The organism is Lentzea sp. NPDC005914 (assembly GCF_040629405.1).
In the GTDB taxonomy this organism is placed as follows: domain Bacteria; phylum Actinomycetota; class Actinomycetes; order Mycobacteriales; family Pseudonocardiaceae; genus Lentzea.
In genome coordinates, this window is the sequence record NZ_JBEXVQ010000009.1 from 1 (window position 1) to 22,641 (window position 22,641).

The 22,641-nt window shown below is 68.7% G+C and carries 21 protein-coding genes and 2 tRNA genes; 13 read left to right on the top strand and 10 right to left on the bottom strand.

The genetic code is table 11. The annotated features are described in order from the left end of the window. Positions 1-81: 81 nt before the first annotated feature. Both ABZ345_RS14670 and ABZ345_RS14675 read right to left on the bottom strand, forming a co-directional pair. Positions 82-1,260, bottom strand: a complete 1,179-nt coding sequence (locus tag ABZ345_RS14670; RefSeq protein ID WP_359847540.1) for a DUF6596 domain-containing protein — start codon at positions 1,258-1,260, stop codon at positions 82-84. An 8-nt stretch (positions 1,261-1,268) separates the two neighbouring features. Then, complete coding sequence (locus ABZ345_RS14675; protein ID WP_359847542.1) at positions 1,269-1,607, bottom strand: YciI family protein; 339 nt, start codon at positions 1,605-1,607, stop codon at positions 1,269-1,271. A gap of 141 nt (positions 1,608-1,748) precedes the next feature. Here ABZ345_RS14675 and ABZ345_RS14680 point away from each other — a divergent pair. The 3 genes from ABZ345_RS14680 (at position 1,749) to ABZ345_RS14690 (ending at position 3,192) form a co-directional block, all read left to right on the top strand. Further along, a tRNA-Ser gene (locus ABZ345_RS14680) sits at positions 1,749-1,836 on the top strand. A gap of 53 nt (positions 1,837-1,889) precedes the next feature. Then, positions 1,890-2,546: a GPP34 family phosphoprotein gene (locus ABZ345_RS14685; protein ID WP_359847545.1), complete on the top strand. Its 657-nt coding sequence runs from the start codon at positions 1,890-1,892 to the stop codon at positions 2,544-2,546. 1 nt (position 2,547) lies between these two features. After that, a complete protein-coding gene (locus ABZ345_RS14690) occupies positions 2,548-3,192 on the top strand; it encodes a GPP34 family phosphoprotein (protein WP_359847548.1) in 645 nt (214 codons plus the stop codon). A gap of 18 nt (positions 3,193-3,210) precedes the next feature. Here the strand turns inward: ABZ345_RS14690 and ABZ345_RS14695 are convergent, their stop codons facing one another. Further along, positions 3,211-5,646: an endonuclease/exonuclease/phosphatase family protein gene (locus tag ABZ345_RS14695; protein WP_359847551.1), complete on the bottom strand. Its 2,436-nt coding sequence runs from the start codon at positions 5,644-5,646 to the stop codon at positions 3,211-3,213. Positions 5,647-5,844: 198 nt separating this feature from the next. Here ABZ345_RS14695 and ABZ345_RS14700 point away from each other — a divergent pair, with 198 nt between their 5' ends. Together ABZ345_RS14700 and ABZ345_RS14705 are read left to right on the top strand one after the other, a co-directional pair. Continuing rightward, positions 5,845-6,618 (top strand): maleylpyruvate isomerase family mycothiol-dependent enzyme, encoded by a 774-nt coding sequence (locus ABZ345_RS14700; protein ID WP_359847554.1) that lies wholly within the window; start codon positions 5,845-5,847, stop codon positions 6,616-6,618. 2 nt (positions 6,619-6,620) lie between these two features. Further along, a complete protein-coding gene (locus tag ABZ345_RS14705; RefSeq protein WP_359847557.1) occupies positions 6,621-7,391 on the top strand; it encodes a maleylpyruvate isomerase family mycothiol-dependent enzyme in 771 nt (256 codons plus the stop codon). A gap of 43 nt (positions 7,392-7,434) precedes the next feature. Here the strand turns inward: ABZ345_RS14705 and ABZ345_RS14710 are convergent. From ABZ345_RS14710 to ABZ345_RS14720, 3 genes are all read right to left on the bottom strand, one after another. After that, positions 7,435-7,519 (bottom strand) — tRNA-Ser (locus tag ABZ345_RS14710). 32 nt (positions 7,520-7,551) lie between these two features. Next, positions 7,552-7,983: a nucleoside deaminase gene (locus tag ABZ345_RS14715; protein ID WP_359848308.1), complete on the bottom strand. Its 432-nt coding sequence runs from the start codon at positions 7,981-7,983 to the stop codon at positions 7,552-7,554. A gap of 17 nt (positions 7,984-8,000) precedes the next feature. After that, entirely contained in the window at positions 8,001-8,489 is a 489-nt protein-coding gene (locus ABZ345_RS14720) for a tRNA adenosine deaminase-associated protein (RefSeq protein ID WP_359847560.1), read from the bottom strand. A gap of 59 nt (positions 8,490-8,548) precedes the next feature. Between ABZ345_RS14720 and ABZ345_RS14725 the strand changes: the two genes are divergently transcribed. Genes ABZ345_RS14725 through ABZ345_RS14745 form a run of 5 tightly spaced genes read left to right on the top strand, consistent with a single transcriptional unit; the run spans position 8,549 to position 15,227 of the window. Beyond that, positions 8,549-9,754, top strand: a complete 1,206-nt coding sequence (locus ABZ345_RS14725) for a M20 family metallopeptidase (RefSeq protein ID WP_359847563.1) — start codon at positions 8,549-8,551, stop codon at positions 9,752-9,754. A gap of 33 nt (positions 9,755-9,787) precedes the next feature. Then, on the top strand, positions 9,788-10,726 hold the full coding sequence (locus ABZ345_RS14730) for a prephenate dehydrogenase (protein ID WP_359847565.1): 939 nt from the start codon (positions 9,788-9,790) through the stop codon (positions 10,724-10,726). 9 nt (positions 10,727-10,735) lie between these two features. After that, positions 10,736-12,295, top strand: coding sequence for a hypothetical protein (locus tag ABZ345_RS14735; RefSeq protein WP_359847567.1), 1,560 nt, complete (start codon positions 10,736-10,738; stop codon positions 12,293-12,295). A gap of 10 nt (positions 12,296-12,305) precedes the next feature. Next, positions 12,306-14,024, top strand: a complete 1,719-nt coding sequence (locus tag ABZ345_RS14740; RefSeq protein ID WP_359847570.1) for a hypothetical protein — start codon at positions 12,306-12,308, stop codon at positions 14,022-14,024. A gap of 18 nt (positions 14,025-14,042) precedes the next feature. Continuing rightward, positions 14,043-15,227, top strand: a complete 1,185-nt coding sequence (locus ABZ345_RS14745; protein ID WP_359847572.1) for an acetyl-CoA C-acyltransferase — start codon at positions 14,043-14,045, stop codon at positions 15,225-15,227. Here ABZ345_RS14745 and ABZ345_RS14750 read toward each other — a convergent pair. Continuing rightward, entirely contained in the window at positions 15,224-15,919 is a 696-nt protein-coding gene (locus tag ABZ345_RS14750; protein WP_359847575.1) for a helix-turn-helix domain-containing protein, read from the bottom strand. The two genes, ABZ345_RS14745 and ABZ345_RS14750, sit on opposite strands and share 4 nt — an antisense overlap. Positions 15,920-16,105: 186 nt before the next feature. Here ABZ345_RS14750 and ABZ345_RS14755 point away from each other — a divergent pair, with 186 nt between their 5' ends. After that, positions 16,106-16,711, top strand: a complete 606-nt coding sequence (locus ABZ345_RS14755; protein WP_359847578.1) for a DUF4097 family beta strand repeat-containing protein — start codon at positions 16,106-16,108, stop codon at positions 16,709-16,711. 28 nt (positions 16,712-16,739) lie between these two features. Then, complete coding sequence (locus tag ABZ345_RS14760) at positions 16,740-18,854, top strand: DPP IV N-terminal domain-containing protein (protein WP_359847581.1); 2,115 nt, start codon at positions 16,740-16,742, stop codon at positions 18,852-18,854. 67 nt (positions 18,855-18,921) lie between these two features. Here the strand turns inward: ABZ345_RS14760 and ABZ345_RS14765 are convergent, their stop codons facing one another. Together ABZ345_RS14765 and ABZ345_RS14770 are read right to left on the bottom strand one after the other, a co-directional pair. Beyond that, positions 18,922-19,563 (bottom strand): putative glycolipid-binding domain-containing protein, encoded by a 642-nt coding sequence (locus tag ABZ345_RS14765; RefSeq protein WP_359847584.1) that lies wholly within the window; start codon positions 19,561-19,563, stop codon positions 18,922-18,924. Beyond that, positions 19,564-19,734, bottom strand: a complete 171-nt coding sequence (locus tag ABZ345_RS14770; RefSeq protein ID WP_359847586.1) for an antitoxin — start codon at positions 19,732-19,734, stop codon at positions 19,564-19,566. Positions 19,735-19,923: 189 nt separating this feature from the next. Between ABZ345_RS14770 and ABZ345_RS14775 the strand changes: the two genes are divergently transcribed. After that, positions 19,924-21,249, top strand: coding sequence for a BNR-4 repeat-containing protein (locus tag ABZ345_RS14775; RefSeq protein ID WP_359847589.1), 1,326 nt, complete (start codon positions 19,924-19,926; stop codon positions 21,247-21,249). A gap of 68 nt (positions 21,250-21,317) precedes the next feature. On the opposite strand, the gene ABZ345_RS14780 is transcribed toward ABZ345_RS14775, so the two are convergent. After that, positions 21,318-22,565, bottom strand: a complete 1,248-nt coding sequence (locus ABZ345_RS14780; protein WP_359847592.1) for a thioester domain-containing protein — start codon at positions 22,563-22,565, stop codon at positions 21,318-21,320. Positions 22,566-22,641: the final 76 nt, after the last annotated feature.

The window sequence follows — 22,641 nt, forward strand, 5'->3', positions numbered from 1 at the left end:
CGACGTCATCTGGGCGCTGCTGCGTGATGGCCGGGAGTTTCATCGCTCACCACAGCTCACGGCCCAGGCGGCTTGACACGATCATTGAGACTCCTCGATGGCGATGAGCCTGCGGCGCAGGAAGTCCTGTTCGGGTTCGGTGCCCGCCAGCGCGATGGCGTCGCGGTAGGCCTGGGCGGCCTCGTCGCAACGGCCCAGGCGACGCAGCAGGTCGGCGCGAGCGGCCCGGTACGGGTGGTAGTCGCGGAGTTTGGGCTCGTCGGCGAGTGCGTCGAGCAGCGCGAGACCTGCTGACGGACCGTCGCACATGGCGATGGCGGCGGCGCGGTTCAGGGCGACCACCGGTGACGGGGTCAGGTGCGACAGCACGTCGTAGAGGGCGACGATCTGCGGCCAGTCGGTGCTCGCGAAGTCCGGAGCCTCGTCGTGCAACGCGTTGATGGCCGCCTGCACGCCGTACGGGCCGTAACCGCCGGTCAGAGCCGCCTCGGCCAGTGCGGAGCCCTCGGTGATCATGTCGCTGTCCCAGAGCGCGCGGTCCTGGTCCTCCAGCAGCTCATGACGTGCGTCACGGCGGGCGTGGACCAGCAGCATCAACGCCAGCAGGCCCGTGACCTCGCGGTCCGGCAACAGGCCGCGCAGGATCCTGGCCAGGCGGATCGCTTCCTCGGCGAGGTCGGCGCGCTGGGCCGCGTAGCCCTCGGTGAAGATCGAGTAGACGGCCTGCAGGACGCCGGGCAGGCGTTCCGGGAGCTCGTGCGGGTCGGGGACGCGGAACGGGATGCGCGCTTCTTTGATCTTCTTCTTCGCGCGCACGATCCGTTGCTGCATCGTCGCGACCGGCACCAGATACGCCCGCGCCACCTCCGGCGTGGTGAATCCCGCCAGGCAGCGCAGGGTCAGAGCGCCGCGGTCCTCGGAGGGCAACGCCGGGTGCGCGCACGTGAAGAACAGCTCCAGCCGCTCGTCCGGCAACGCCCCCGTCGAAGGCGGATCAGCGCGATCCACCTCCACCTGCAGCAACGCCAGCCGCGCCGCGTACGCCTGGTCACGGCGCAGCCGGTCGACGGCCTTGCGGCGCGCGGTCGTGAGCAACCACGCGCCGGGCCGGTCCGGCACCCCGTCCACCGGCCAGTGCCGCAGCGCCGCTTCGACCGCGTCGGAGGTGACCTCCTCGGCCAGGTCGAGGTCGCCGAAGCGCTTGACCAGGGTGGCGAGCAGCCTGCCGCGCTCCTCCCGGAACACCTGCTCGACGTTCATCTGCGAGCTCAGAAGTCGAACTCGGCGATGGGCCTCACGACGACAGCGCCGCCGTCACGCGATCCGGGACACTTCGCGGCCCACTCCAGCGCCGCGTCGAGGTCCGGCACGTCGATGATGTCGTAGCCGCCCAGCACCTCACGCGTCTCCGCGAACGGCCCGTCGGTGACCGTGCGCCTGCCGTCGGGTCCTACCTGGACGGTGGTCGCCGTGACGAGATCGGCGAGCGAGTGCCCGGACACGAGCACACCCGCGTCCTTCATCTCCTTCTCGTAGGAGATCCAGTCCGCGACGGTGCAGCTCGGCTGCTGGTCAGAGGCCGCGTAGATCAACAGCATGTACTTCACGATTGCCCTCCTCGGTCCGTTCTCACGGGATCACGACGAGCGGGCAGGTGCCAGATCGACACGGCCTCCGAAGATTTTTCGCGGGACCCCGCTCGACCCCCGTTTTGGGTCGCGGAACACCCGTCCGGTAAGGTTCTCGACGGAGGATTCGCATAGCGGCCTAGTGCGCACGACTGGAAATCGTGTTGGGTTCACCCCCTCACGGGTTCAAATCCCGTATCCTCCGCCAACGCGGAAGGCGTCGACTTGCAACAGTCGGCGCCTTTCTGGCGTTATGAGGCCATGCTGCCCGAAGATCTGATGCTGCTCTTCCTCGACGAGGAGACCGGCCGCGTGCTGATGGACTCGACGGCGATCCACAACGCGCTCGCCGGCGCCGTGCTGCTGGAGCTGGTCAACTCGGGCCGCGTCGGCTTCGAGGCGGACGGCAAGAGGCTCGCGGTGGTGGACCCGACGCCGCTGCCCAACGAGTTCCTGCAGGAGTCGTTGACCCGGCTCGCCAAGCCGATGAAGCCGCGGCAGGCCGTGGAGCGGTTGCGGACCCACGTGCGGGACAACGTGATGGCGCAGCTCGAAGGTCGCGGCGTGTTGTCGGTCGAGAAGACCAAGATGCTCGGGATCTTCCCCACGAAGAGCTACGTGATCCAGGACCGCGAGGCGATCGCTGAGGTCAGGGACGCGGTCGGCAACGTCGCGCTGGGGAACCGGGCGCCCGACGAGCGGACTGGGGCGTTGATCTCGTTGCTGTACGCGGTGAAGGCTGTGCACAAGGTGTTCGACGGCGACAAGCGCGAGATGAACGCGCGGGCCGAGCAGATCGCCGCCGGGAACTGGGCGGGTGACGCCGTGAAGAAGGCGATGGAAGCGGTGCAGGGCGCGCTCGTGGCGATGATGGTCGCTTCCACGGTGGCGGCGACTTCGGTAGGGGGTTCGAGCTGAGATGGTGCACGAAGATCTGATGCTGCTGCTCATCAACCAGCGGACCGGCCGATTGCTGGCCGATTCGTCGTCGGTGGAGAACGCGCTCGCCGGTGCCGTGCTCATCGAACTGGTGAACTCGGGGCGCGTCGCGTTCGAGCCGAACGGCAAGAAGCTCCAGATCGCCGACCCGACGCCGTTGAAGGACCCGTTTCTGCAGGAGTCGCTCGGCAGGTTCGACAAGCCGATGAAGCCGCAACGGGCGGTGGAACGGCTGCGGAAGAAGGTGCGCGACAACGTGATCGCGCAGCTGGAAGGCCACGGCGTGGTGCGGGTGGAGCCGAGGAAGGTGCTCGGGATCTTCCCGGCCAAGAACTACGTGATCACCGGTGATGCCAAGGTCATGGAACTCCGGCACGCGGTCGGCGAGGTCGTCGCCGGGTATCGGGGACCGGACGCGCACACCGGGGCGTTGGTCACGCTGCTGCACGCGGTGAAGGCCGTGCACAAGGTGTTCGACGGCGACAAGCGCGAGATGACCAAGCGGGCCAAGGAGATCGCGGCCGGTGACTGGGCCGGGGAGGCCGTGCGCAAGGCGGTCGAGGCCGTTCAGGCCGGCGTGGTCGCGGCGGCCGCTGCTGCCGCCGCCGCGTCATCAGGAGGATGACGCGGCGGCGATAGCGAGTTACTTCTTCAGGCAGTCGAGGATGTCCTCGAGAGCGAACACGATCTTGTCGACGTTCGCGTCACCCGTGGACGGGCGGGCGCGGACGATCTGCGGGTCGTGGTCGCTCGCCTGGTCGGCGAACTCGGCGTTGATGTGCACCACGTCGTAGCCGAACCGCGTGATGTTCTTGCTCATCACGAGGTGGTCCAGCGTCTGCGAGTTGCCCTCGAAGACGTAGCTGTACCGCTCGTTGACGGGCAGCGTGTCGATCAGCGCCTTGAGGTTGCCGTCGCCGGTCAGCGTCTTCACCGCGGGCGAGAACTGGTAGTCGTTCAGGTCGCCCGCGAGCACCACGTTGGCGCCCTTGTCGATCGCGCGGATCTGCTCCGTGAACGCCTTCAGCGCCGTGGCCTGCTTGGCGCGCTGCACCTCGGACGAGCGACTCGGCGGCTGGTTGCGGCCGTGGATGGCCTCGTCGCCGCCCTTGGAGTTGAAGTGGTTCGCGACCACGAAGACCGTGCGGCCGCGGAACTTGAACTCGCCGGCGAGCGGCTTGCGGCTGTTCGCCCACGCGTCGTTCAGCGGGTCGATCCGGCCCGGTGAAATGGAAAGCGCGGCACGGCCGTTCTTCTTGACCACCGAGACCGGGGTCTTGAAGTCGCCACCGGGACGGTCCACGAAGGACACTCGCTGCGGGTTGAAGAAGAAGCCGACGCGGATGTTGCCGCCGGGCTCGCCGCCGTCCTTCAGGTTCTCCGGGTCGATCTCGCGCCACTGGTAGCGCGGGCCACCCTTGGCGACGATCGCGTCGGAGAACTTCTGCAGCGTCTGGTCAGCCGCGACGGTGCCGTCGTTCACAGCGCCGTTGTTGTCCTGGATCTCTTCCAGCACAACGACATCCGGGCTGCGCAGGTTCGTCGTGACACCGTCGGCGAGCCGGTCGAACTTCTCCTGCGGGTCGGACGGGTCGAGGTTCTCGACGTTGTAGGTCGCGACCGACAGCTCGCTCTCCTTCTGCTGCGCGGTGATCTCGCGCTGCAGGTTGCCCGAGACGTGCTGGCCGAGCGACAGGGCGGCCAGCGTGTAGCCGCCGAAGTTCGTGTACTCGATGGCGCCGACGGTCGCGCCGGAGAACACGTCACCGACGTTGGAGGCTGGCAGCGCACCAGCGGTCTTGATCTTCAGGCGGCCGCTGTTGGCCTGGTCGTAGCCGGTGTAGGTGGTGCCGCCGCGCTGGTTGGGGTTCTGGTCCGGGTTCGTGGTGACCCAGACCTCGCCGAACGCGTTGCTCGGGCCGACCACGCGGGCGTCGTTGACCTGGACCAGCGTGCCCTCGAGCGACTCGAAGTAGTCGAGGCCGTACTTCTCCGGCTCCAGCGGGAGCTGCTCGATGCTGCCGCCCGGCGCGGGCAGGTAGCCGGCCGGGATGTTCTTCACGACGACCGGCGCCGGGACGGGGTTGCCCTTCGACACGGTGATCGTGGTGGCCTGGGCGATCTCGGTGAGGGTCTGGTTGGAGCCCGTCTCACCGCCCGGCCGGTACTCGGCGACGGTGCCGCTGACCAGCACGTTGTCGCCGACGGCGACGGTCGGCGCGGTGCCTGCCGTGTAGACGAAGATGCCCTCGCTGGTGCGCGGGTCGGCGTCGGGGCTGACCGTGTCCTGGATCCAGAAGCCGCGGTCACCCGTGGCGCGCGTGCCGGTGACGACGCCGGGGACGTTGGTGACCTTCTGGCCGAACAACGGCGAGTAGCGCGTGACGCCCTGGATGTCGTGGATGCGCTTGTCGCCGGGGGTGGGGTCCGGGTCGGGATCCGGGTTGCCGCCGCCTGGGGTCTCGCCCTTGGAGTTGGTCGGGTTCGGGTCGCCGACCTTGAAGTCGGTCGCGTTGTCGTCGGTGTCGCCGAGCTCGATGTTGCGGAACGCCGAGGTGGTGTTGCTCAGGGCGTTGGTCGCGGAGCCTTCGCGGACGACCGCGGTGCCATAGCCGACGAGGTCCTTGACGCGCGCGTCGGCGGCGCAGTCGGCGGCGGTCTTGCAGGTGAGCGCCGCGGTGCCGTTGACCAGCGCGATGGTGCCGCCGGTGGCGCTCATGGCGAGCGTGCCGGTGGCGTCCGGGGTGGGCAGGTTGACCGTGCCGCCGGTGCCCTTGGCCTCGGCGACGAGGAACGTCTTGCCCGGCGCGATCGAACCGGTCAGCGGGGTCACGCCCCACTGCGTGGTCGCGCCGGGAGTGGCCGAGATGTACTGGACGCTGTAGCCGTCCAGGCTGATCGCGGCCGCGCCCTTGTTGGCGAGCTCGACGAAGTCCTGGTTGAGGGTGGCGCCGGAGTTGCCGCCGCCTCCGTAGACCTCGGAGATCAGCGCGTCGGGGCTGGGTGCGGCAACGGCGGGGACGGCGGCGAACACGAGCGCCGCCACCGCTGTCCCGACGCCGGGCAGGGTGGGTCTCAAAACTCCTCCAGGGGATGCGGCGGACCGACGCATCCTTCCTCGATCAGGTGATGTTTGGTAGCCGTTGTTACTAACGGTTAACCGGTTGGCCCATCAATGATCACTCGAACAAGTGTTCGATCATGGTGTATGCTCGATTTCGGAACGCTGACCGGTGGGCCCCTCCCAGGCGCCGGTCAGCGTCCCTACTTTGGGACCATGGGGAAGTTGAGCTACGAGCGCCACTGCGCCGAGATCACCAATCAAGCCGCACTGCTGGTTTCCGCCCTGGACGGCGCTGACCTGGGTGTTCAAGTGCCGTCGTGCCCGGACTGGACGGTGAACCAGCTGGTTCGCCACGTGGGCTTCGCGCTGCGCTGGGCCGACGAGATGATCCGCGAGAAGCTGCCAGAGGTCGACATGAGCCGCAACCTGGCGGTCGACGTGTCCACCTACGTGAACGAGCAGGCCTCCGTGCTCGGTCCCTGGATCGAGGAGAGCGCGGCGTCCCTGGCGTCCGCGCTCGAGGCCGTAGACCCGGACGAGATGATCGCCACGCTGGCCGGTCACCCCGGCCCGCGCCTGTGGTCACGCCGCATGGCGCAGGAGACCGTGATCCACCGCTGGGACGCCGTCACCGCGCTGGGCGTGCCGTTCGAGGTCGACCCGGAGGTCGCGGCCGACAACCTCACGGAGTGGGCGGCCTTCGCGCTGCCGTTGTCGTTCTTCCGCTGGCCGGCCGAGACCGCCGGCCTGGTGGGCCCTGGCAACACGGTCCACCTGCACGCGACCGACGTCGACTGCGAGGTCGTGCTCGATCTGACCGCCCCGAGGCCGGCAATGCGCGAGGGCCACGAGAAGGCGGCCGTGGCGGTGCGCGGCCCGGTGACGGACCTGATGCTCGCGGTCTACCGAAGGCGGCCGGTGGACGGGCTCGAGGTGTTCGGTGATCGCGACCTGCTCGACCGGCTCCTCGCGAGCGTACGTTTTTGACCATGGGGATGCTGACCTACTCGCAACGGCTCGACACGGGCGTTGCGCAGACGGAGTTGCTCGTTTCCGGTGTCGCCGACGCCGACCTGAGCGTGCCGGTGCCCGCGACGCCGGACTGGACGTTGAACCAACTGCTGCGCCATCTCGGGTATGCGCACCGGTGGATCGAGCACCTGGTCCGGGAGCGGATCCCGACCGCCGACCGATCGCTGAGCAAGGCGCACTCGGTCGAGGAGTACGCCGGCGAGACCGCCGCGTTCCTCGGCCCGTGGCTGACCGAGGGGGCCGGGCTGCTCGCGGCGGCGATGCGCGAGGTGTCGCCGGAGGAGCCGATCGCGGTGCTGTTCCCCGACCAGCCGGGTCCGCGGTTCTGGGCGAGGCGGATGGCGCACGAGACGTGGGTGCACCGCCACGACGCGTTCGAGGCGCTGGGACTGCCGTTCGAAGTCGATCCGGTGGTGGCCGCGGACGGACTGTACGAGTGGATGACGGTGGGGCTGCAGATCGTGTTTCTGCGGCGGCCCGAGTTCGCCGAACTGCTCGGAGCGGGCACCCTGGCCTTCGAGGCGACCGACGTCGACGCTTCGTGGCACGTGGATCTGACCGGATCCGCGCCGATGGCCCGTGAGGGCAGCGGCTCGGGCGCGGTGACCGTGCGCGGACCGGCAGCGGATCTGGTGCTGACGCTGTACCGGCGCAAGGGGCCGGACGGCCTCGACGTGTCGGGCGACAGCGCGCTGCTGAAGGAGTTCCTGAGCCGGGCGAGGTTCTGAAGATGCGAAAAGGGCCCCGGATCGCTCCGGGGCCCTTTGTCAGCGGTGGCGGTGGGATTTGAACCCACGGAGGCTTTCACCTCACACGCTTTCGAGGCGTGCTCCTTCGGCCGCTCGGACACGCCACCGGTAAGAACAATACAGGTGCCGAGCCACCGGGTTAACGCTGGGTCCGGAAGAAGCGTTCGAGCAGCTCAGCGCACTCTTCCTCGAGCACACCGCCCTGAACCTCCGGCCGATGGTTGAGCCGGCGGTCGCGCACGACGTCCCAAAGGGACCCCACAGCCCCGGTTTTGGGCTCCCAGGCACCGAAGACGAGACGAGAAACACGCGCGAGCACCAGGGCGCCGGCGCACATCGTGCACGGTTCCAAGGTCACCGCGAGCGTGCAGCCGTCGAGCCGCCAGCCGTCGCCGAAGCGCGAGGCCGCCTCGCGCAGGGCCAGGATCTCGGCGTGCGCGGTGGGGTCGCCTTGAGCCTCACGGGCGTTGCAGGCCTCGGCCAGCACCGAGCCGTCGGGCGCGAAGACGACCGCGCCGATCGGGACGTCCGCGCCGGAGCCCGCGGCGGCCCGCAGTGCGGCTCGGATCATGGCTTCAGAGGAGGAGATCACGCCTGGATCGTGTCGAGCAGCTTCGTGAACTCGTCGATGAAGCCGATGCGCTGGGCGATCATCTGGAGCTGCTCGTCCGGGTAGAGGTCGACCTCGTCGACGATGATCTGGAGCTCGTGCGACGGCATGCCGAGGTCGGACAGCACGCCCAGGTCGCCTTCCGGCCAGAGTTCGGTGTCCTCCTCGTCCGGCGGTTCGACGCGCAGGAGGTCGAGGACGTCGGCGGCGATGTCGTAGTCGAGGGCGGCGGCCGCGTCGGAGAGCAGCAACGCCACACCGCCGGGCACGGGGCGCAGGATGATGAAGAACTCGTCGTCTACGGCCAGCAGGCCGAACGCCGCACCGGTCGACCGTAGTTGGCGCAGCTGAGTGATCGCCGCGTCCAGCTCCGACAGCGCGGAGCTGTCCATCCTGCTGCACCGCCAGCGGCCGTCCTCCCGGACGACCGCGACCGCGAAGCCGTTGACCGGCTCCTGCTGTGTCATGTGCACACCGTAGGGCCCAGACGACCTTCCCGGTAGCCGAGGTGGTGCGACTATGGGGGATGAGCACAAACACGCCGGACCCCCGTTTCGTCGGATTGCTCGAGGGGGCGCGCTCGCTTCAGCCCCGCACCGTGGCGCTGCGCAGGCAGATCCACCGTCACCCTGAACAGGGCCTTCAGCTCCCCAAGACGCAGGCGGCGATCCTGCACGCCTTGGAGGGGTTGCCGCTCAAGGTCACGAAGGGTGAGTCGACCACCTCGGTCGTGGCGGTGCTCGAGGGTGATCGTCCGGGGCCGACGGTGCTGTTGCGCGGCGACATGGACGGGCTCCCGCTGCAGGAGGACACCGGGCTGCCCTACGCGTCCGAAGTGGACGGCGCCATGCACGCCTGCGGGCACGACACGCACGTGGCGATGCTGGCGAGTTCCGCGCGGCTGCTCGTTGATCGGCGGGACGCGCTGCGGGGCAAGGTGCTGTTCATGTTCCAGCCGGGCGAGGAGGGCTACCACGGCGCCCGGTACATGATCGAGGAAGGCCTGCTCGACGACGGCGTGGAGAAGGCGTTCGCGCTCCACATCACCTCGAGCCTGAAGTCCGGCGTGGTGACTTGCCGGCCCGGGCCGATCATGGCGTCCGGGGACACGTTCCACGTCCACGTGAAGGGGCGCGGCGGGCACGGGGCGATGCCGCACAACGCCCTGGACCCGGTGCCCGCCGCCGCGGCGATGGTCGGGGCGCTGCAGACGATGCTCGGCCGGCGGATCAGCGTGCACGAGCCGGCCGTGGTGACGGTCGCGCAGATCAACGCCGGTACGACGACGAACATCATCCCGGAGACCGCGACGCTCGACGGGACGATCCGGACGTTGTCGGAGGCCACGCGCAAGCTGGTGCACAAGGAGCTCAAGCAGGTCATCAAGCACACGGCCGCCGCCTACGGGTGCCACGCCGAGGTCAGCATCGTGCCGGGTTACCCGGTCACGGTGAACGACGACGTGATCGGCCAGCACGTGGTGGACCTCGCGGCGAAGGCGATGGGGCCGACCTGGAGCGAGCCGATGCTGGACCCGCTGATGGGCGCCGAGGACTTCTCCTACGTGCTGCAACGGGTGCCGGGCGCGCTGGCGTTCCTCGGTGCGTGCCCGCGCGGGACAGACCTCGAGGAGGCACCGCCGAACCACTCCAACCGGGTGCTGTTCGACGAGGCCGCGATGGAACACGGGGTGGCGACGTACGCGGCGTTCGCGCTCGACGCCCTCCGGTAGTTACGAGCACCTGTCGCACGGAATGATGGACGGGTGCGAGACGTGTGCGTGATCGGACTGGGACTGATCGGCGGCTCCGTGCTGCGAGCCGCCAAGGCTGCCGGGCGCACGGTGTGGGGTGCGACGGCGAGCAAAGAGGACGCGGACAGGGCGCGGGCCGAGGGCTTCGACATCGTGAGCGTGGACGAGGCCCTCAGCCGTGACCCCGAGGCTCTCGTCGTGCTCGCCGTGCCGATGCCCGCGCTGCCGGACCTCCTCCGCAAGGTCCCCAGCGGCACCCGTCTCACGGACGTGACCAGCGTGAAGGGTCCCGTCCACGACGCCGTCCACCGGTACGCGCCACAGGTCAGATTCGTCGGCGGGCACCCCATGGCCGGCACGAGCCAGAGCGGCTGGGACGCCGGCAACGCCACCCTGTTCCAGGGGGCGGCCTGGGTCGTCACGCCGGAAGAGGCCGACGACCACCTCAACGACGTCATGCAGCTCGCGCTCGACCTCGGCGCCCACGTCGTGCCGACCACGCCGGAGGAGCACGACGAGGCCGTGGCGCGGATCAGCCACCTGCCGCACGTCATGGCCGCGATCCTGGCCGCAACCGGAGCCGATGGCGGGCCACTCGCGATGGCGCTCGCGGCGGGCAGCTTCGGTGACGGCACGCGCGTCGCGGGCAGCAGGCCGGAGCTCGTCCGCGCCATGTGCGAGGGCAACCGGGACGCACTCCTGACGGCCGTCGACGACGCCCTCGGCAGGCTCGGAGCGGCACGCGGATCGCTCGCGTCCACCGGTGGGCTCGCCAAGACGATCGAGGCGGGCCACGACGGCCGGAACATGCTGGTAAACCAGCCGCAACGCACCGGGATCACCATCGACCTGACCAAGCCGGGAGCACTCGCGGCACTGCGAAACCTCGGGTCACGTGGTGGACGTGTGGTTGGGCTGAAAGGCAGCACCGCCACAGCGGAAACATCGTAAGGTCTCCGGGTGGATCGACGGACGCTCGCCGGTGGGCTCGGTGGACTCGCGCTCGTCATCGCCGCCGTGGTGGCGCTCAGAACCGGAGACGCGCCGGACACGTTGAAGCGCGAGATCGACGACTCCGTTGAGGTCGTGCAGCAGCAGGAGCCCACGAAACCCGCGAACCCGAGGGCCCAGGCGCTCGACGCGGACGCGCTGCAGATCTCGTGGAACGGCTCGGCGTCGGCCTACGAGGTGCGCTGGAACGGCAACGAACAGCTCGTTCCAGGGCCCGAGGTCGAGATCCCCGGACTGAGCCCCGAGGCTCAGGTGGACGTCGAGATCAGGGCGGTCAGCGCGACCGGCAAGCGGTCCGAGCCCCTCAAGATCGCCGCGACGCCCAAAGACCTCTACGACGACAAGTGGGACGACCAGCTCGTCGGCCAGATCGACAAGTTCGACGGACCGGAGGCGCTCGACCCGCGCAGGTGGCGCGTCGAGGCCGAACCGGAGTGCCTGGGGCTGCGGCCGTTCGGCACGAGCAAGCGCATCGACGTCGACTGCTCGATGGCGGCGTTCCAGTCGAACACGCCCATCCGGTTCGGAGTTCCGGCCGGTGACGGCGCCATCGGGCGGGCGATCATCAGCGTCGCGGGAGCGGTCGAGTCGAGCCACGTCCGGCTCACACTGCTGCCGGACCCGTGGCAGTACCTCAAGGAGAACGACGTCCAGCCGCACGGCGCGGTCAGCCTGGACATCACCACCCAGGGGACGCGGATCGTCGCGGACCCTGACCTCCCCCGCACCGGCAAGCAGGTCCAGCTCGGCGACGCGCCGCTGACCGGGCTCGTCGCGGGCGTGCGGCACCGGTGGGAGATGCGGGTGCTGCCGGACGCGGTGCTGGCGCTCAGAGACGGAATAGTCGTCGCCTACGAACCGGTGGCTCTCAAGGAACCGCTGGTCCACCCCAGGATCCGGATCGACGGCGGCGGTTTCCTGGACGCGTTCGGCGTCGGTGGCGTGCCGGAACGGGTCGTGCCCACCGAGGTGATCTCGATCCTCCCGGACACCGAGGTGCCGGCGGACGCGGTGGCCGCCAAGATCGTCATGCCCGAGGCGGGCAACCAGGTCAGGGTCACCGACCTTCCCGTGACGGCGGGGAAGATCGTGGCCGCCGAGCCCGCCCAGCTCGTGGTCATCCGCAAGCCCGAGAGCCGCCCCGGCACCCTGCCGAAGCTCTCCGACCGGCCCGGCGGCATCAAGACCGGCGGGCCGCGGCTGCACGTCATGCACGAGGACGGCACCAAGCCCCCGCAACCGCTCCCGGCGAAGGGCCGCATCCTCGTCACGGCCGAGATCAACGCCATCGGCCACCGCGGGATCGAGCTCGAACTGGACGGCAAGCGGATCGTCGCGCTGCCGACCGACGAGCAGGGCGAGGCCGTGCCGGGAAGGCACGAATTCTGGCTCGACGCGAAGAACCTGGCGCCCGGGTCACGCGCTCGGCTCAAGCTGAGCGTCCTTCCGGCGGACCATGGCGAACCCGTTACCACCGAAACCGTGTTCGAGCTGGGCACAACGCCTTAGCGTGACTCGCATGAAGCGGGTCGCCTTCGCTGTCGCGGGCCTCGCGTTGGTGGTGGGCGTGATCGTCCTGCGCGACACCGACGGGGGTAACTCGGCGCTGCCCACGGCTCCCCCGCCGCCGACGAAGCTCAAGCCGTTCGTCGCGGAGCAGGTGCTGGTGCCGGGACCGCAGGGACGTCCGTCGATGCCGGCGAACGTCGTCGCCCGCGGCGGCCACCACAAGATCCAGCTCAACTGGTCCGGCGACGCTCCCGCGTACGAGGTGCGGTGGGGCGACAAGACCAAGCTCGTGATCAGGCCCGGCACCCAGCTCAACGGCCTGGAGAACGAGCGCGAGCAGCAGATCGAGATCCGCGCGGTCGACTCGTTCGGCCAACGCTCCCAGCCCGCGAAGACGAAGGCCACACCCCGCGCCGACAACGCCCCGTACACGTTCGTCGACCGCTTCGACAGCCCTGACGAGCCCGATCTCCAACGCTGGCGCCTCGCCAAGCGCACCGACTGCGCTCGTGCCACCTCGGGTGACGCCGAGGACCACGACCGGTTGGTCATCAGCAGCAGCTGCGGTACGCGCGCGGTGACGTTGAGGTCGCGCACGCCGTTCGTCCGCAGCGACGACGAGAGCCGGTTCGTGATCGAGACCGACGCTCCTGGCACGGGCGGCAAGCTGCTGCTGGACCTGGTGCCGGGACCGGTCAGCGTCCAGGGCGACCCGGTCCTGCCAGGTGCCATCCGCGCGACCATCTCGACCGACGTCTCCGGCAACTCGATGGTCGAGCTCGTCCCCGACGGCACGGCGAGGGCCGTCCCGCCCGCTGTGCCCGGCGTGACCGTGCGCTGGGAGATCGTGCTGACCAGGACCGGCACGCAGATCACCCGTGACGGCGAGGTCGTCGCCACGTCGCCGTTCGTACCGCAGTGGCGCGAGGCGACGGCGTTGATCGGCGTCGCGGCGCTCGCGGGCGACCGGATCCGCGCCGGCGTCGACCTCATCGGCTACCGGACCGCCATGTCCGACGCGCCTCCGGCCGTCCCGACGCCGCAGGTCCGCATCGACGGGCCGGTGAGCAGCACCTACCCGATCCCGGACGTCACCTCGGGCCAGCTGCGGATCGCCCTGATCCCGTCACGGGAGAGCGAGCCCGTGGCGGCCGTGAAGATCAACGGGGTCGAGGTGCCGCTGCGAGCAGCCGTGCCGGGGACGCCGTGGAAGCCCGGCGCCGAGTACCCGGCTATCGCCGACCTGCCCAAAGAGGCCTTCACCGACAACCTCAACGTCCAGCTGGTGACGCAGGAACGCATCCAGGTCACGCACACCGACGTCGAGCTGACCGGCCCGAAGAGTCCGCCGCAACGCCAGGCCGGAACGCCTCTGGTCGACGCTCACCCGGTGCTCGCCGATCCTGTTCCCGAGGTGCTGGACGCCAGTGGACAGCCGATCGAGAACGGGGCCGCGTTCAACCGGGGCCGCGTGGTGCTGGAGGTCCGCGTCACCGCCCTGGACGCCTCCGTGGCGGGCCTCGCCGGATTCGAGGTCCGGCTCGACGGCAACCACGTCGCGACCGTGCCCACCACGGCCGACGGACCGGCCGCCGCGGGCCGGTGGCGGATTTCACTGAACACCGCCTCGATGTCCGAAGGACCGCACGCCATCGAGGTCAAGGCCTTCAGCACCGATTCAGACGTGCACCCCGAAACGGGTTACGTCCCGTTCCTGCTGAAGGCCTGATTGGCGCAAGATGGACAGATGGCTCGCGCACTGATCCTCGACGCCGCCCGCACGCCGTTCGGCAGGTACCGGGGAGGTCTGTCCGGCATCCGGGTGGACGACCTCGCGGCGCTGCCCATCGTCGACCTGCTGCGCCGCTACCCGTCGCTGGACCTGGCACGCATCGACGACGTGCTGCTGGGCGACGCGAACGGCGCCGGCGAGGACAACCGCAACGTCGCCCGCATGGCCGCGTTGCTAGCAGGGCTGCCGGTCTCCGTGCCGGGCGTGACGCTCAACCGGCTGTGCGCCTCCGGTGGCGAGGCAGTGGTGCAGGCCGCTCGAGCGTTGGCCGCGGGTGACGCGGACCTGCTCGTCGCCGGCGGTGTGGAGGGGATGTCGCGGGCGCCGTTCGTGACGGCCCGTCCGGACAAGGCCTTCCCTGACCGGATGGAGACCGTGTCGACGGCGCTGGGCTGGCGGCTGGTCAACCCGCGGATGCCGAAGCACTACACCGTGCCGTTGGGGCTGGCCGCCGAGAACGTGGCTCACGAGCTGGGCATCACGCGCGCCGAGATGGACAACTTCGCGTTGCGCTCGCACCGGCGCGCTGCTGCTGCGTGGGACGCCGGTGTGCACGAGGGCTTCGCATTCGCCGTGCAGCTGCCGGACGGAACTGCCGTGCGGCGCGACGAGAACGTCCGCGCCGACACGAGCATCGAGAAGCTGGGCAAGTTGAAGCCCGCGTTCTCCGAGAACGGGTCGGTGACCGCCGGCAACGCTTCTCCGTTGAACGACGGCGCTCTGGCCGCGTTGATGGGCACCGAAGCCATGGCCTCCGAACTCGGCGTGGAGCCGTTGGGCGAGGTGTTGGGGAGCGCCGCGACCGGCGAGGAGCCGCACCGGTTCACGATCGCGCCGGTGTCTGCGATCCGGAAGTTGTTGAAGCGCCTGCATCTCGAGGCTTCTCAGGTCGACCTGTGGGAGATCAACGAGGCGTTCGCCGCCATGGCGCTGTCGGTGCTGCACCACCTGCCGGAGATCGACCGCGAGAAGGTCAACGTCCACGGCGGCGCGATCGCGTACGGACATCCTTTGGGTGCGTCGATGCCGCGCGTGATCATCGATGTGGCGCGGCACCTGCGCGCACGTGGTGGTGGCGTCGGCATTGCGGCTGCTTGCGTTGGTGTGGGCCAGGGCGTGGCCGTGGCGGTGCGCGTCTAGGTCTTCAGGACGTCGCGGGCCTGTTCCGCGGCACGGATGATGCTCTCGCTGACGAAGTCCATGAACCGTGCGATGTTCTCGAGCCTGACGGCCGCAGGGGTGCCCGCGCCTAGAACTGCGACGCCCTGGCGCGCGGTCTCGGCGAACTGCGCGTTGGACCGGGCCCCGGCGATCATCGACTGGTACCAGACGTCGTTGTCGACGATGTAGCGCTCGCGGCGGCGGTCGTCGCGTTCTCTTCTGATCAGGCCGAGGCCTTCGAGTGACGCCATGGCCTTGGAGACGGTCGCGGGGCTGACCTGGAGCCTTGCGACGAACTCCGCCGCCGTCGCGCTGCCCGTGTCCGATGTGTAGAGGACGGTCAGCATCCTCGACGTCATCTTCGGCAGTCCGGACTGCTCCAGGATCGCGACGAACGACTCCTCGTACTCGCGCATTGCCTCCGGGTCACGTCCGTCCGTGCGCGCGACCGGTTGTTTGTGCGTGGCCTTGCGCCGTTGGGCGCGATGTTCGGTGCCGACCTGGGCGAGATCCGCCTTGTAGCCGGTCGGGCCGCCGTTGCGCATGACCTCACGCGTGACGGTCGAGGTGGGCCGGTCGAGGCTTCTGGCGATCTCCGCGTAGGCGAGGCCGTCGGCCAGGCCGAGCGCGATCTGTCGTCGTTCCTGGTGGGTGAGTCGGCCTCCTGGCATAGCGTTCAGCTTAGTTCATTGCAACGGGCTGCGCATGATCGTTGCATTAGATTTCAAACCCATTGCAACACTTTGCAGGCTTTGAACTGCTGTTATGCGACTTTGATGCAACGAAGTTCGTTGCTGACTTGATGAACGCAACGTAGCTTTTCGCTCATCAGAAACACCGAGTCACAGGAGCAAGAGATGCAGAAGTTCGCCACCACCGCCCCGATCGCCGCCATCCTCGACATCCCCGCGGGCCTCGTCCAGTTCATCGCCGCCGACCGCGCCGACACCGCCGTCGAGGTCCGCCCCGCCGACGCGTCGAAGAGCCGCGACGTGAAGGCCGCCGAGGAGACCTCGGTCGAGTTCGCCGACGGTGTCCTGCGGATCAACGGCGCCAAGGGCGGCAAGATCCTCGGTTCGTCCGGCTCCGTCGAGATCACCGTCCAACTGCCCGCCGGTTCCCGCGTCGAGGCGAAGGCCGCGAGCGCCGAGTTCCGCGGCGTCGGCCGGCTCGGTGACATCGCCTTCGAGGCCGCGCAGAGCGACATCAAGGTCGACGAGGCCGCGAACGTCCTGGTGAAGACCCAGGCCGGTGACGTCACCGTCGGCAGCCTCAGCGGTTCCGCGGAGATCAGCACGCAGAAGGGCGACATCAAGGTCGGTGTGGCCGCCGGGCTCTCCGCCGCCCTGGACGCCGGCACCTCCTACGGCCGGATCAACAACTCCCTCAAGAACGCCGGTACGCCCGACCTGACCATCCGCGCCACCACGTCGTACGGCGACATCACCGCCAGCAGCCTCTGACCACTTTCTTGAGAACTGGGGAGAAACCATGAGCACCACCGAGAACTACCAGGCCGCAGAACTGCTCCTCCGCCGCGCGGCCACCCCGGGCGAACTGGTCGTCGGCGACAAGGTCCGTCCACAGTGGATCGACGGTGGTGCCCGCTTCTGGTACCAGGTCCGCGATGGCGCCGACCGAAGGTTCTACGTCGTCGATCCCTCCGCGGGCACCCGCACGCCGGACTTCGACCCGATGCCGTTCGTGGCGCCGCCAGGAAATCCATTGGAGGTCGCCTCTCCTGACGGCAAGTTCGCGGTCTCGCGCCGCGGCCAGGACCTGTGGGCACGCTCCGGCGGAGACTCGTGGGCCCTGACCACAGACGGTGCTCCGGACCACGGCTACGGCTACGGCCCCGCCGCGATGAGCTACTCGACGTTGATGCGGAAGTTCGGCCTGCCGCACATGCCGCCGGCGCTCGCCTGGTCACCGGATTCGGCGAAGGTTCTGGCGCACCGCACCGACGAGCGCAACGTCCGCCAGACCTACCTGCACGAGTCCCGCCCCGCCGATGGGAGCGCGCCTGTTCTTCATTCGCAGCGCTACGCCTACCCCGGCGACCCGGACATGCCACTCGCCGAGCTGGTCGTGTTCGACCTGGCCGAGGGCACGATGGTCCGCGCTTCGTGCGAACCACTGCTCATGCCGGAGTTCTCGCCGATCATGGCGGGCTGGGCGTGGTGGGCGCCGGACAGTTCGGCCGTCTACTTCCTCAGCCGTCCCCGCGACCAGCACTCGCTCACCCTGAACCGCCTCGACGCCGCGACCGGTGAAGTCACCGTCGTGGTGAGCGAGACCAGCACCAACCGGGTCGGCCCCACCCAGTTCATGTACGGCCTGCCGATCATCCGGGTGCTGGCCGACGAGGTGCTGTGGTTCTCGCAGCGCGACGGCTGGGGCCACCTCTACCGCTACGACCTGCACACCGGCGCGTTGCTCGGCCAAGTCACGTCCGGTTCGTGGCTGGTGCGCGAGATTCTGCACGTCGACGAGTCCGCGCGCGTCGTCTACTTCACCGCTTCCGGACTCGTGGCCGAAGATCCCTACCGCCGCACGGTTTGTTCGGCCGGCTTGGACGGCACCGGGTTCGCTCTGGTCACCGACGACACTCTGGACCACGTCGTCACGGTGTCGCCTTCCGGAAAGTACTTCGTCGACTCTGCGTCCACTGTGGACTCACCGCCGGTGACGTCGGTGCGCGACTGGTCCGGCCGCGTGCTGGTCTCGTTGGAGCGAGCCGACATCAGCCGGTTGCTCGACACCGGCTGGACCGCGCCGGAACGCTTCTGCGTCAAGGCAGCCGACGGTGTCACCGACATCTACGGCGTGCTGTACAAGCCGCGCGGCTTCGACCCGGCTGTTCGCTATCCGGTGGTCGACAACGTGTACCCCGGCCCGCAGGTCACGAGGGTCGACCCGTGCTTCGACCCCGGCGGCATGGGCATGGACGCGGAACCGTTGGCAGCACTCGGCTTCGTGGTCGTCGCCCTGGACGGACGCGGCACCCCGGGCCGCAGCAAGGCTTTCCTCGACGTCTCGTACGGCCACCTGGCCGACGCGGGAAGCCTCGACGACCATGTGGCGGCCTTGGCGCAGTTGGCTGCTTCGCGCCCGTGGATGGACCTTTCGCGCGTGGGCGTGATGGGCCACTCCGGCGGCGGGTTCGCGGCGGGGCGAGCGATGCTGGCGTTCCCCGAGACGTTCCACGCCGGTGTCGCGCTGTCCGGCTCGCACGATGCCCGGTACATCGGGCTGGGGTGGGCGGAGTCGTGCGACGGCGCTGCGAACCCCGAGGCTTGGGCCCGCGCGTCGAACGTCGAACTCGCGGACCGGTTGGCGGGCAAGCTGCTGCTGGTGCACGGCGAGCTCGACGACACGGTGCACCCAGACCACGCGCTGCGGCTGGCGGACGCTCTTATCGCTGCCGGCAAGGAGTTCGAGATGCTGATCGTGCCGGGCGCCGAGCACCTGTTCATCGACCGGCTGGCCTATGTGCGGACGCGCTGCTGGGACTTCCTGGTGCGCTCGCTGATGGGGGTCGAGCCGCCGGCCTACCGCCCGGCGCCGATCGCCATCGACCCCGAGGTTCTCGGCGAGATGGTCTGACGACCGCTCGGAAGGCCGACCACCCTTCGCCGACTCGGGCAGGGGTGGTCGGCTTCTTGGAAGCCTTCTAAATCCGCTTCGAGATCAGCGGGTACTCGACCACGAGCCCGTTCTGGTCGACCTTGATGTTCTGCTCGAACCCGCCGCTCTTGAACCGCACGACCGAGACGTCGTCCCCCACGGACACCGTGCGATAGGTCTGGGTCACGGCCTTCACCGACAGATCAGGCAGATTCACGCGCACGACGGGCAGCGCGTGCTCGCCCTCCTCGCGGTGCAGGCCCAGGCGCCGGATCGGGATGGCGTTGAACAGCACGGCGAACTGGACGTCGACGTCCAACGCGTCGTTGAACGTCTCGCGCTTGCTGCCCTGGCCGTGGTCCACGAGCCAGGCGCCGTCCTCGGTGCGGGACAAGGAGCACTGGCGCTCCTCCGAGACCGTGGCGGTGCGGAGCAACAGGCGGTTGACCTGGCCGCTCTCGCCCACGGAGACCTCGAAGGAGGCGTTGAACTGCTCGTCGGGGCCCGCGGCGACCAGGCGGCCGGTGGCGCGGAGGCGTTGGTCGCTGGAGAGAAGCAGGCGGACCTGCTCCAGCCGGGGCTCGTGGATGCCCTGCCAGGTGATCATCTCTGGCCTGCGGGCAGAAGGAGAGCGGGTCTCTCCGGTGGAGGTGACCCGCCCTGCGTCAGTGGCGTTGAAGGAGTTCACTCATCCACCTGGAAGGATGTCCTTGATCTTCTCGGCAACCGAGTCGACCTGGTCGTCGTGACCGAACTTGCCTGCGACGAAGTCCGCCGCGGCGTCCACGCCCTTGTCGACCTGCTCGTGGTGCTCCTCAGCGAGGTCCATGGCCTTGTTCTTGATCTCGTCGAAGTTCATGTGGTGCTCCTCCACTCCTGACGCAGGGTACCCGAGTGGGGCCCGCGTGGTGATAGCCGCGATCACGCTAACTCCGCCTGGACAAGTCGGCTCGGCGACACGGATGATGACCCCGCCGCCGCCTGGTCGGCCGCCGTCGCGGCCAGAACCAGGAGGACACGCCACATGACACGGCTCCTGCGTGGAGTTATGTCCGCTGTACTGCTGTTGCCGCTCGTCGTTGTCTCGTCGGCCCACGCCACAGCCGACACTCAGAGCTCCGACCTGGGCAAAGCCAAGTTCACGGTGACGAACACGGCCACGAGCGTCGCGGCCCGCAGTGACCGCCGGCCCGTCGCGGGCGGGGTCTACGACCGCAAGGCCGGAAAGACCTTCATCTCGTGGGCGGGTCAGTACGAGGACAGCTACGTCCAGACGTACGACCACCGCAAGTCCACCTGGTCCGCGCCCAACCGGGTCGCGGACGGGGACAAGGACTCGCACAACTACCCGACCATGGTGCAGGCCCGCGACGGGCACCTGCTGATCTTCCGCGGCATGCACAACGTCGAGCTGCGCATGTCCCGCTCGCCCCAGGCCAACTCGGCCGACGGCGTGTGGGAGGAGACGCTGATCTCCAAGAACGCGGCCACGTACCCGATGCCGTTCGTCACGCGCGACGGCACGATCTACGTCTTCTACCGCGAGACGACGCGCGACCTCGACCACGTGACGCCCACGGACACACGTCCGATGCTCTACGTGGCGTCCAAGGACAACGGCAAGACGTGGAAGACCTCCACGGAACTGACCGGCGACCGGTTCGCGATCGGGTCGACCTCCCGCGCGGACAACATGAACGAGATCTACATCGGTCAGCTGCGGCAGGAGGACAACGGCCGCGTGCGGATCGCGTACACGCTCGCTGGTGGTGGCACGGAAGGACATCTGCACGACCGCTACCACCGCAACATGTACTACGCGACGTTCGACCCGCGGAACCTGCACTTCTACTCGGCCGCCGGCAAGGATCTGGGCACCCAGATCGACGACGCCGACCAGGAGACGTACCTGAAGATCGCGGACACCCCGCTGACCCTGCCGAACGCCGTGAAGTCCCCCGACTACATCCAGCAGGTGGGCACGACGCTGGGCAGGCCGTTCGTCCTGTGGTTCATGGGCGATCAGGACAAGGGCCCACTGCACAACTTCATGTCCACTTGGAACGGTCGGAGCTGGGAGACCAAGGAGGTGGCACGGGGACTGCGCACCCGTGACATGGAGCAGATCGACCCGTTCACCTGGCGCGTGTACGCCACCGAGGACGGCAAGCCGAACGTGAACACCTACCTGGTGCGGTTCGGCTGCACGTGGACGCCGGAGACCGTCATCCCGACGGCCAAGCCGGTGCAGCGCGTCGAGATCGTGGAGAACTTCCGCGATCCCGCCCGCGCGATCTTCTCGGGTGCGTCGTCCGACCGGGACGTCGCGATCGCTGACGGAGACATCAGCGTGGCCGGCATCAGCCGCAGGTAAGAAGCTCGGAACGGCAAACGCCCCCAGGACCGGCGCGGACCCTGGGGGCGTTCGTCTAGGGGTGCTGATTACTCAGCAGCACCAGCCTTCTTGCGGCGCACGACGAACAGCGCACCGATACCGGCACCGACGAGCGCCAGGCCACCGACGAGCGGCCACAGGATCGACGCACCGGTCGACGCGAGGTCGTCCGTGCCGCCACCCGGAGCCGGGTTGTTCGTGGTCGTCGTGGTGGTGGTCGGAGTCGTGGTCTCCGGCGTGGTCGTGGTCGTGGTGCTCGGCGGCGTGGTCGGCTGCTCGCCGAGGACCCAGTCGGCCTTGGCGTCCTTGTCGACCTTGACCTTCGAGTCCTCCGCGATGACCAGCGACTGGGTCTTGTAGCTGTCGTCCATGGCGACGAACAAGCGGCCGGCGTGCAGCGTGGCCTCAGCGGAGACGTTCATCTTCGCCTCGCCCTTGGGGGCGTTCTCCGGCACGTTGACGTAGAACTCGGAGACCTTGTCGCCCTCGGGCTTGGTGGTCAGCTCGGCCTTGCCGGCCTTCTTCTCGACGTTGAGCGGCTTGCCGTCGGCGTCGGTGATGGTGACACCGTCCGGGAGCTCCGCGGTCAGCTTCAGCTCGGTCGCGGACGTGGTGACCGTGAACGGCCCGATCTTCTGGCCGGACTTGCCGGACTGCGAGGTCGGCTTGATGTCCAGCGTCGGCTTCGGCTGCACCTTGAGGTCCTGCGCCTGCTCGATCAGCTTCTTGTAGAGCTTGACGACGTCCGCGTCCGCTTCCTTCTTGCCGGAAGTCGCACCGGTGATCTCGATGCCGTCGCTGAAGTGCCAGATCGCGGCCTGCGTGGCAGCGATGGCTTCTTCCTCGTCGTAGTCGCCGTCGTACTTGTCGTCCAGCTTGTTCGTGTCGACGGTCGGGAACGAGTTGGTCAGGATCCAGAGGACCTTGCCGGCGTTCTCACCCTTGAACTTGGTGTTCGGGTTGGGGTGCTTGTCCCACTCGACTTCCTTGAGACCCTTGTTGTGGTCCAGGTTGGTCGGCAGCTCCACGCAGTACGCGAAAACCCTGCTGTTCTTGCCGTTCTCCTGCAGGTCGAGCGGGATGAGCCTGGTCCCGTACTCCTTCTCGTCCTTCGCGCCCGGCGGCAGGGTCGTCTTGTCGATGGTGACCGAGTAGCCGAACTTCTTGTCGGAGTCGGGCAGCTTGTCGTCCGGAACGGGCTTGACGATCACGTCAGCGGCCGCAGCCAGCGTCGACAGGGACAGAAGGGCGGTGGCGCCCAGCAGCGCAGCGCCGATCCTCAACCGGGAAGCCATGGGTCTCCTTGTTCGCTGAAGTTAGCCCGAACGCGTGGGAAGTCATTCGCCCGCCGGGACGGTCGGCACGCCGAGA

Coding starts and splice junctions, on each gene's coding strand:
- ABZ345_RS14670 (WP_359847540.1), bottom strand. CDS start 1,260: ATGAACGTCGAGCAGGTGTTCCGGGAGGAGCGCGGCAGGCTGCTCGCC.
- ABZ345_RS14685 (WP_359847545.1), top strand. CDS start 1,890: ATGCTGCCCGAAGATCTGATGCTGCTCTTCCTCGACGAGGAGACCGGC.
- ABZ345_RS14690 (WP_359847548.1), top strand. CDS start 2,548: ATGGTGCACGAAGATCTGATGCTGCTGCTCATCAACCAGCGGACCGGC.
- ABZ345_RS14700 (WP_359847554.1), top strand. CDS start 5,845: ATGGGGAAGTTGAGCTACGAGCGCCACTGCGCCGAGATCACCAATCAA.
- ABZ345_RS14705 (WP_359847557.1), top strand. CDS start 6,621: ATGGGGATGCTGACCTACTCGCAACGGCTCGACACGGGCGTTGCGCAG.
- ABZ345_RS14715 (WP_359848308.1), bottom strand. CDS start 7,983: ATGATCCGAGCCGCACTGCGGGCCGCCGCGGGCTCCGGCGCGGACGTC.
- ABZ345_RS14720 (WP_359847560.1), bottom strand. CDS start 8,489: ATGACACAGCAGGAGCCGGTCAACGGCTTCGCGGTCGCGGTCGTCCGG.
- ABZ345_RS14725 (WP_359847563.1), top strand. CDS start 8,549: ATGAGCACAAACACGCCGGACCCCCGTTTCGTCGGATTGCTCGAGGGG.
- ABZ345_RS14740 (WP_359847570.1), top strand. CDS start 12,306: ATGAAGCGGGTCGCCTTCGCTGTCGCGGGCCTCGCGTTGGTGGTGGGC.
- ABZ345_RS14745 (WP_359847572.1), top strand. CDS start 14,043: ATGGCTCGCGCACTGATCCTCGACGCCGCCCGCACGCCGTTCGGCAGG.
- ABZ345_RS14750 (WP_359847575.1), bottom strand. CDS start 15,919: ATGCCAGGAGGCCGACTCACCCACCAGGAACGACGACAGATCGCGCTC.
- ABZ345_RS14755 (WP_359847578.1), top strand. CDS start 16,106: ATGCAGAAGTTCGCCACCACCGCCCCGATCGCCGCCATCCTCGACATC.
- ABZ345_RS14760 (WP_359847581.1), top strand. CDS start 16,740: ATGAGCACCACCGAGAACTACCAGGCCGCAGAACTGCTCCTCCGCCGC.
- ABZ345_RS14770 (WP_359847586.1), bottom strand. CDS start 19,734: ATGAACTTCGACGAGATCAAGAACAAGGCCATGGACCTCGCTGAGGAG.
- ABZ345_RS14775 (WP_359847589.1), top strand. CDS start 19,924: ATGTCCGCTGTACTGCTGTTGCCGCTCGTCGTTGTCTCGTCGGCCCAC.
- ABZ345_RS14780 (WP_359847592.1), bottom strand. CDS start 22,565: ATGGCTTCCCGGTTGAGGATCGGCGCTGCGCTGCTGGGCGCCACCGCC.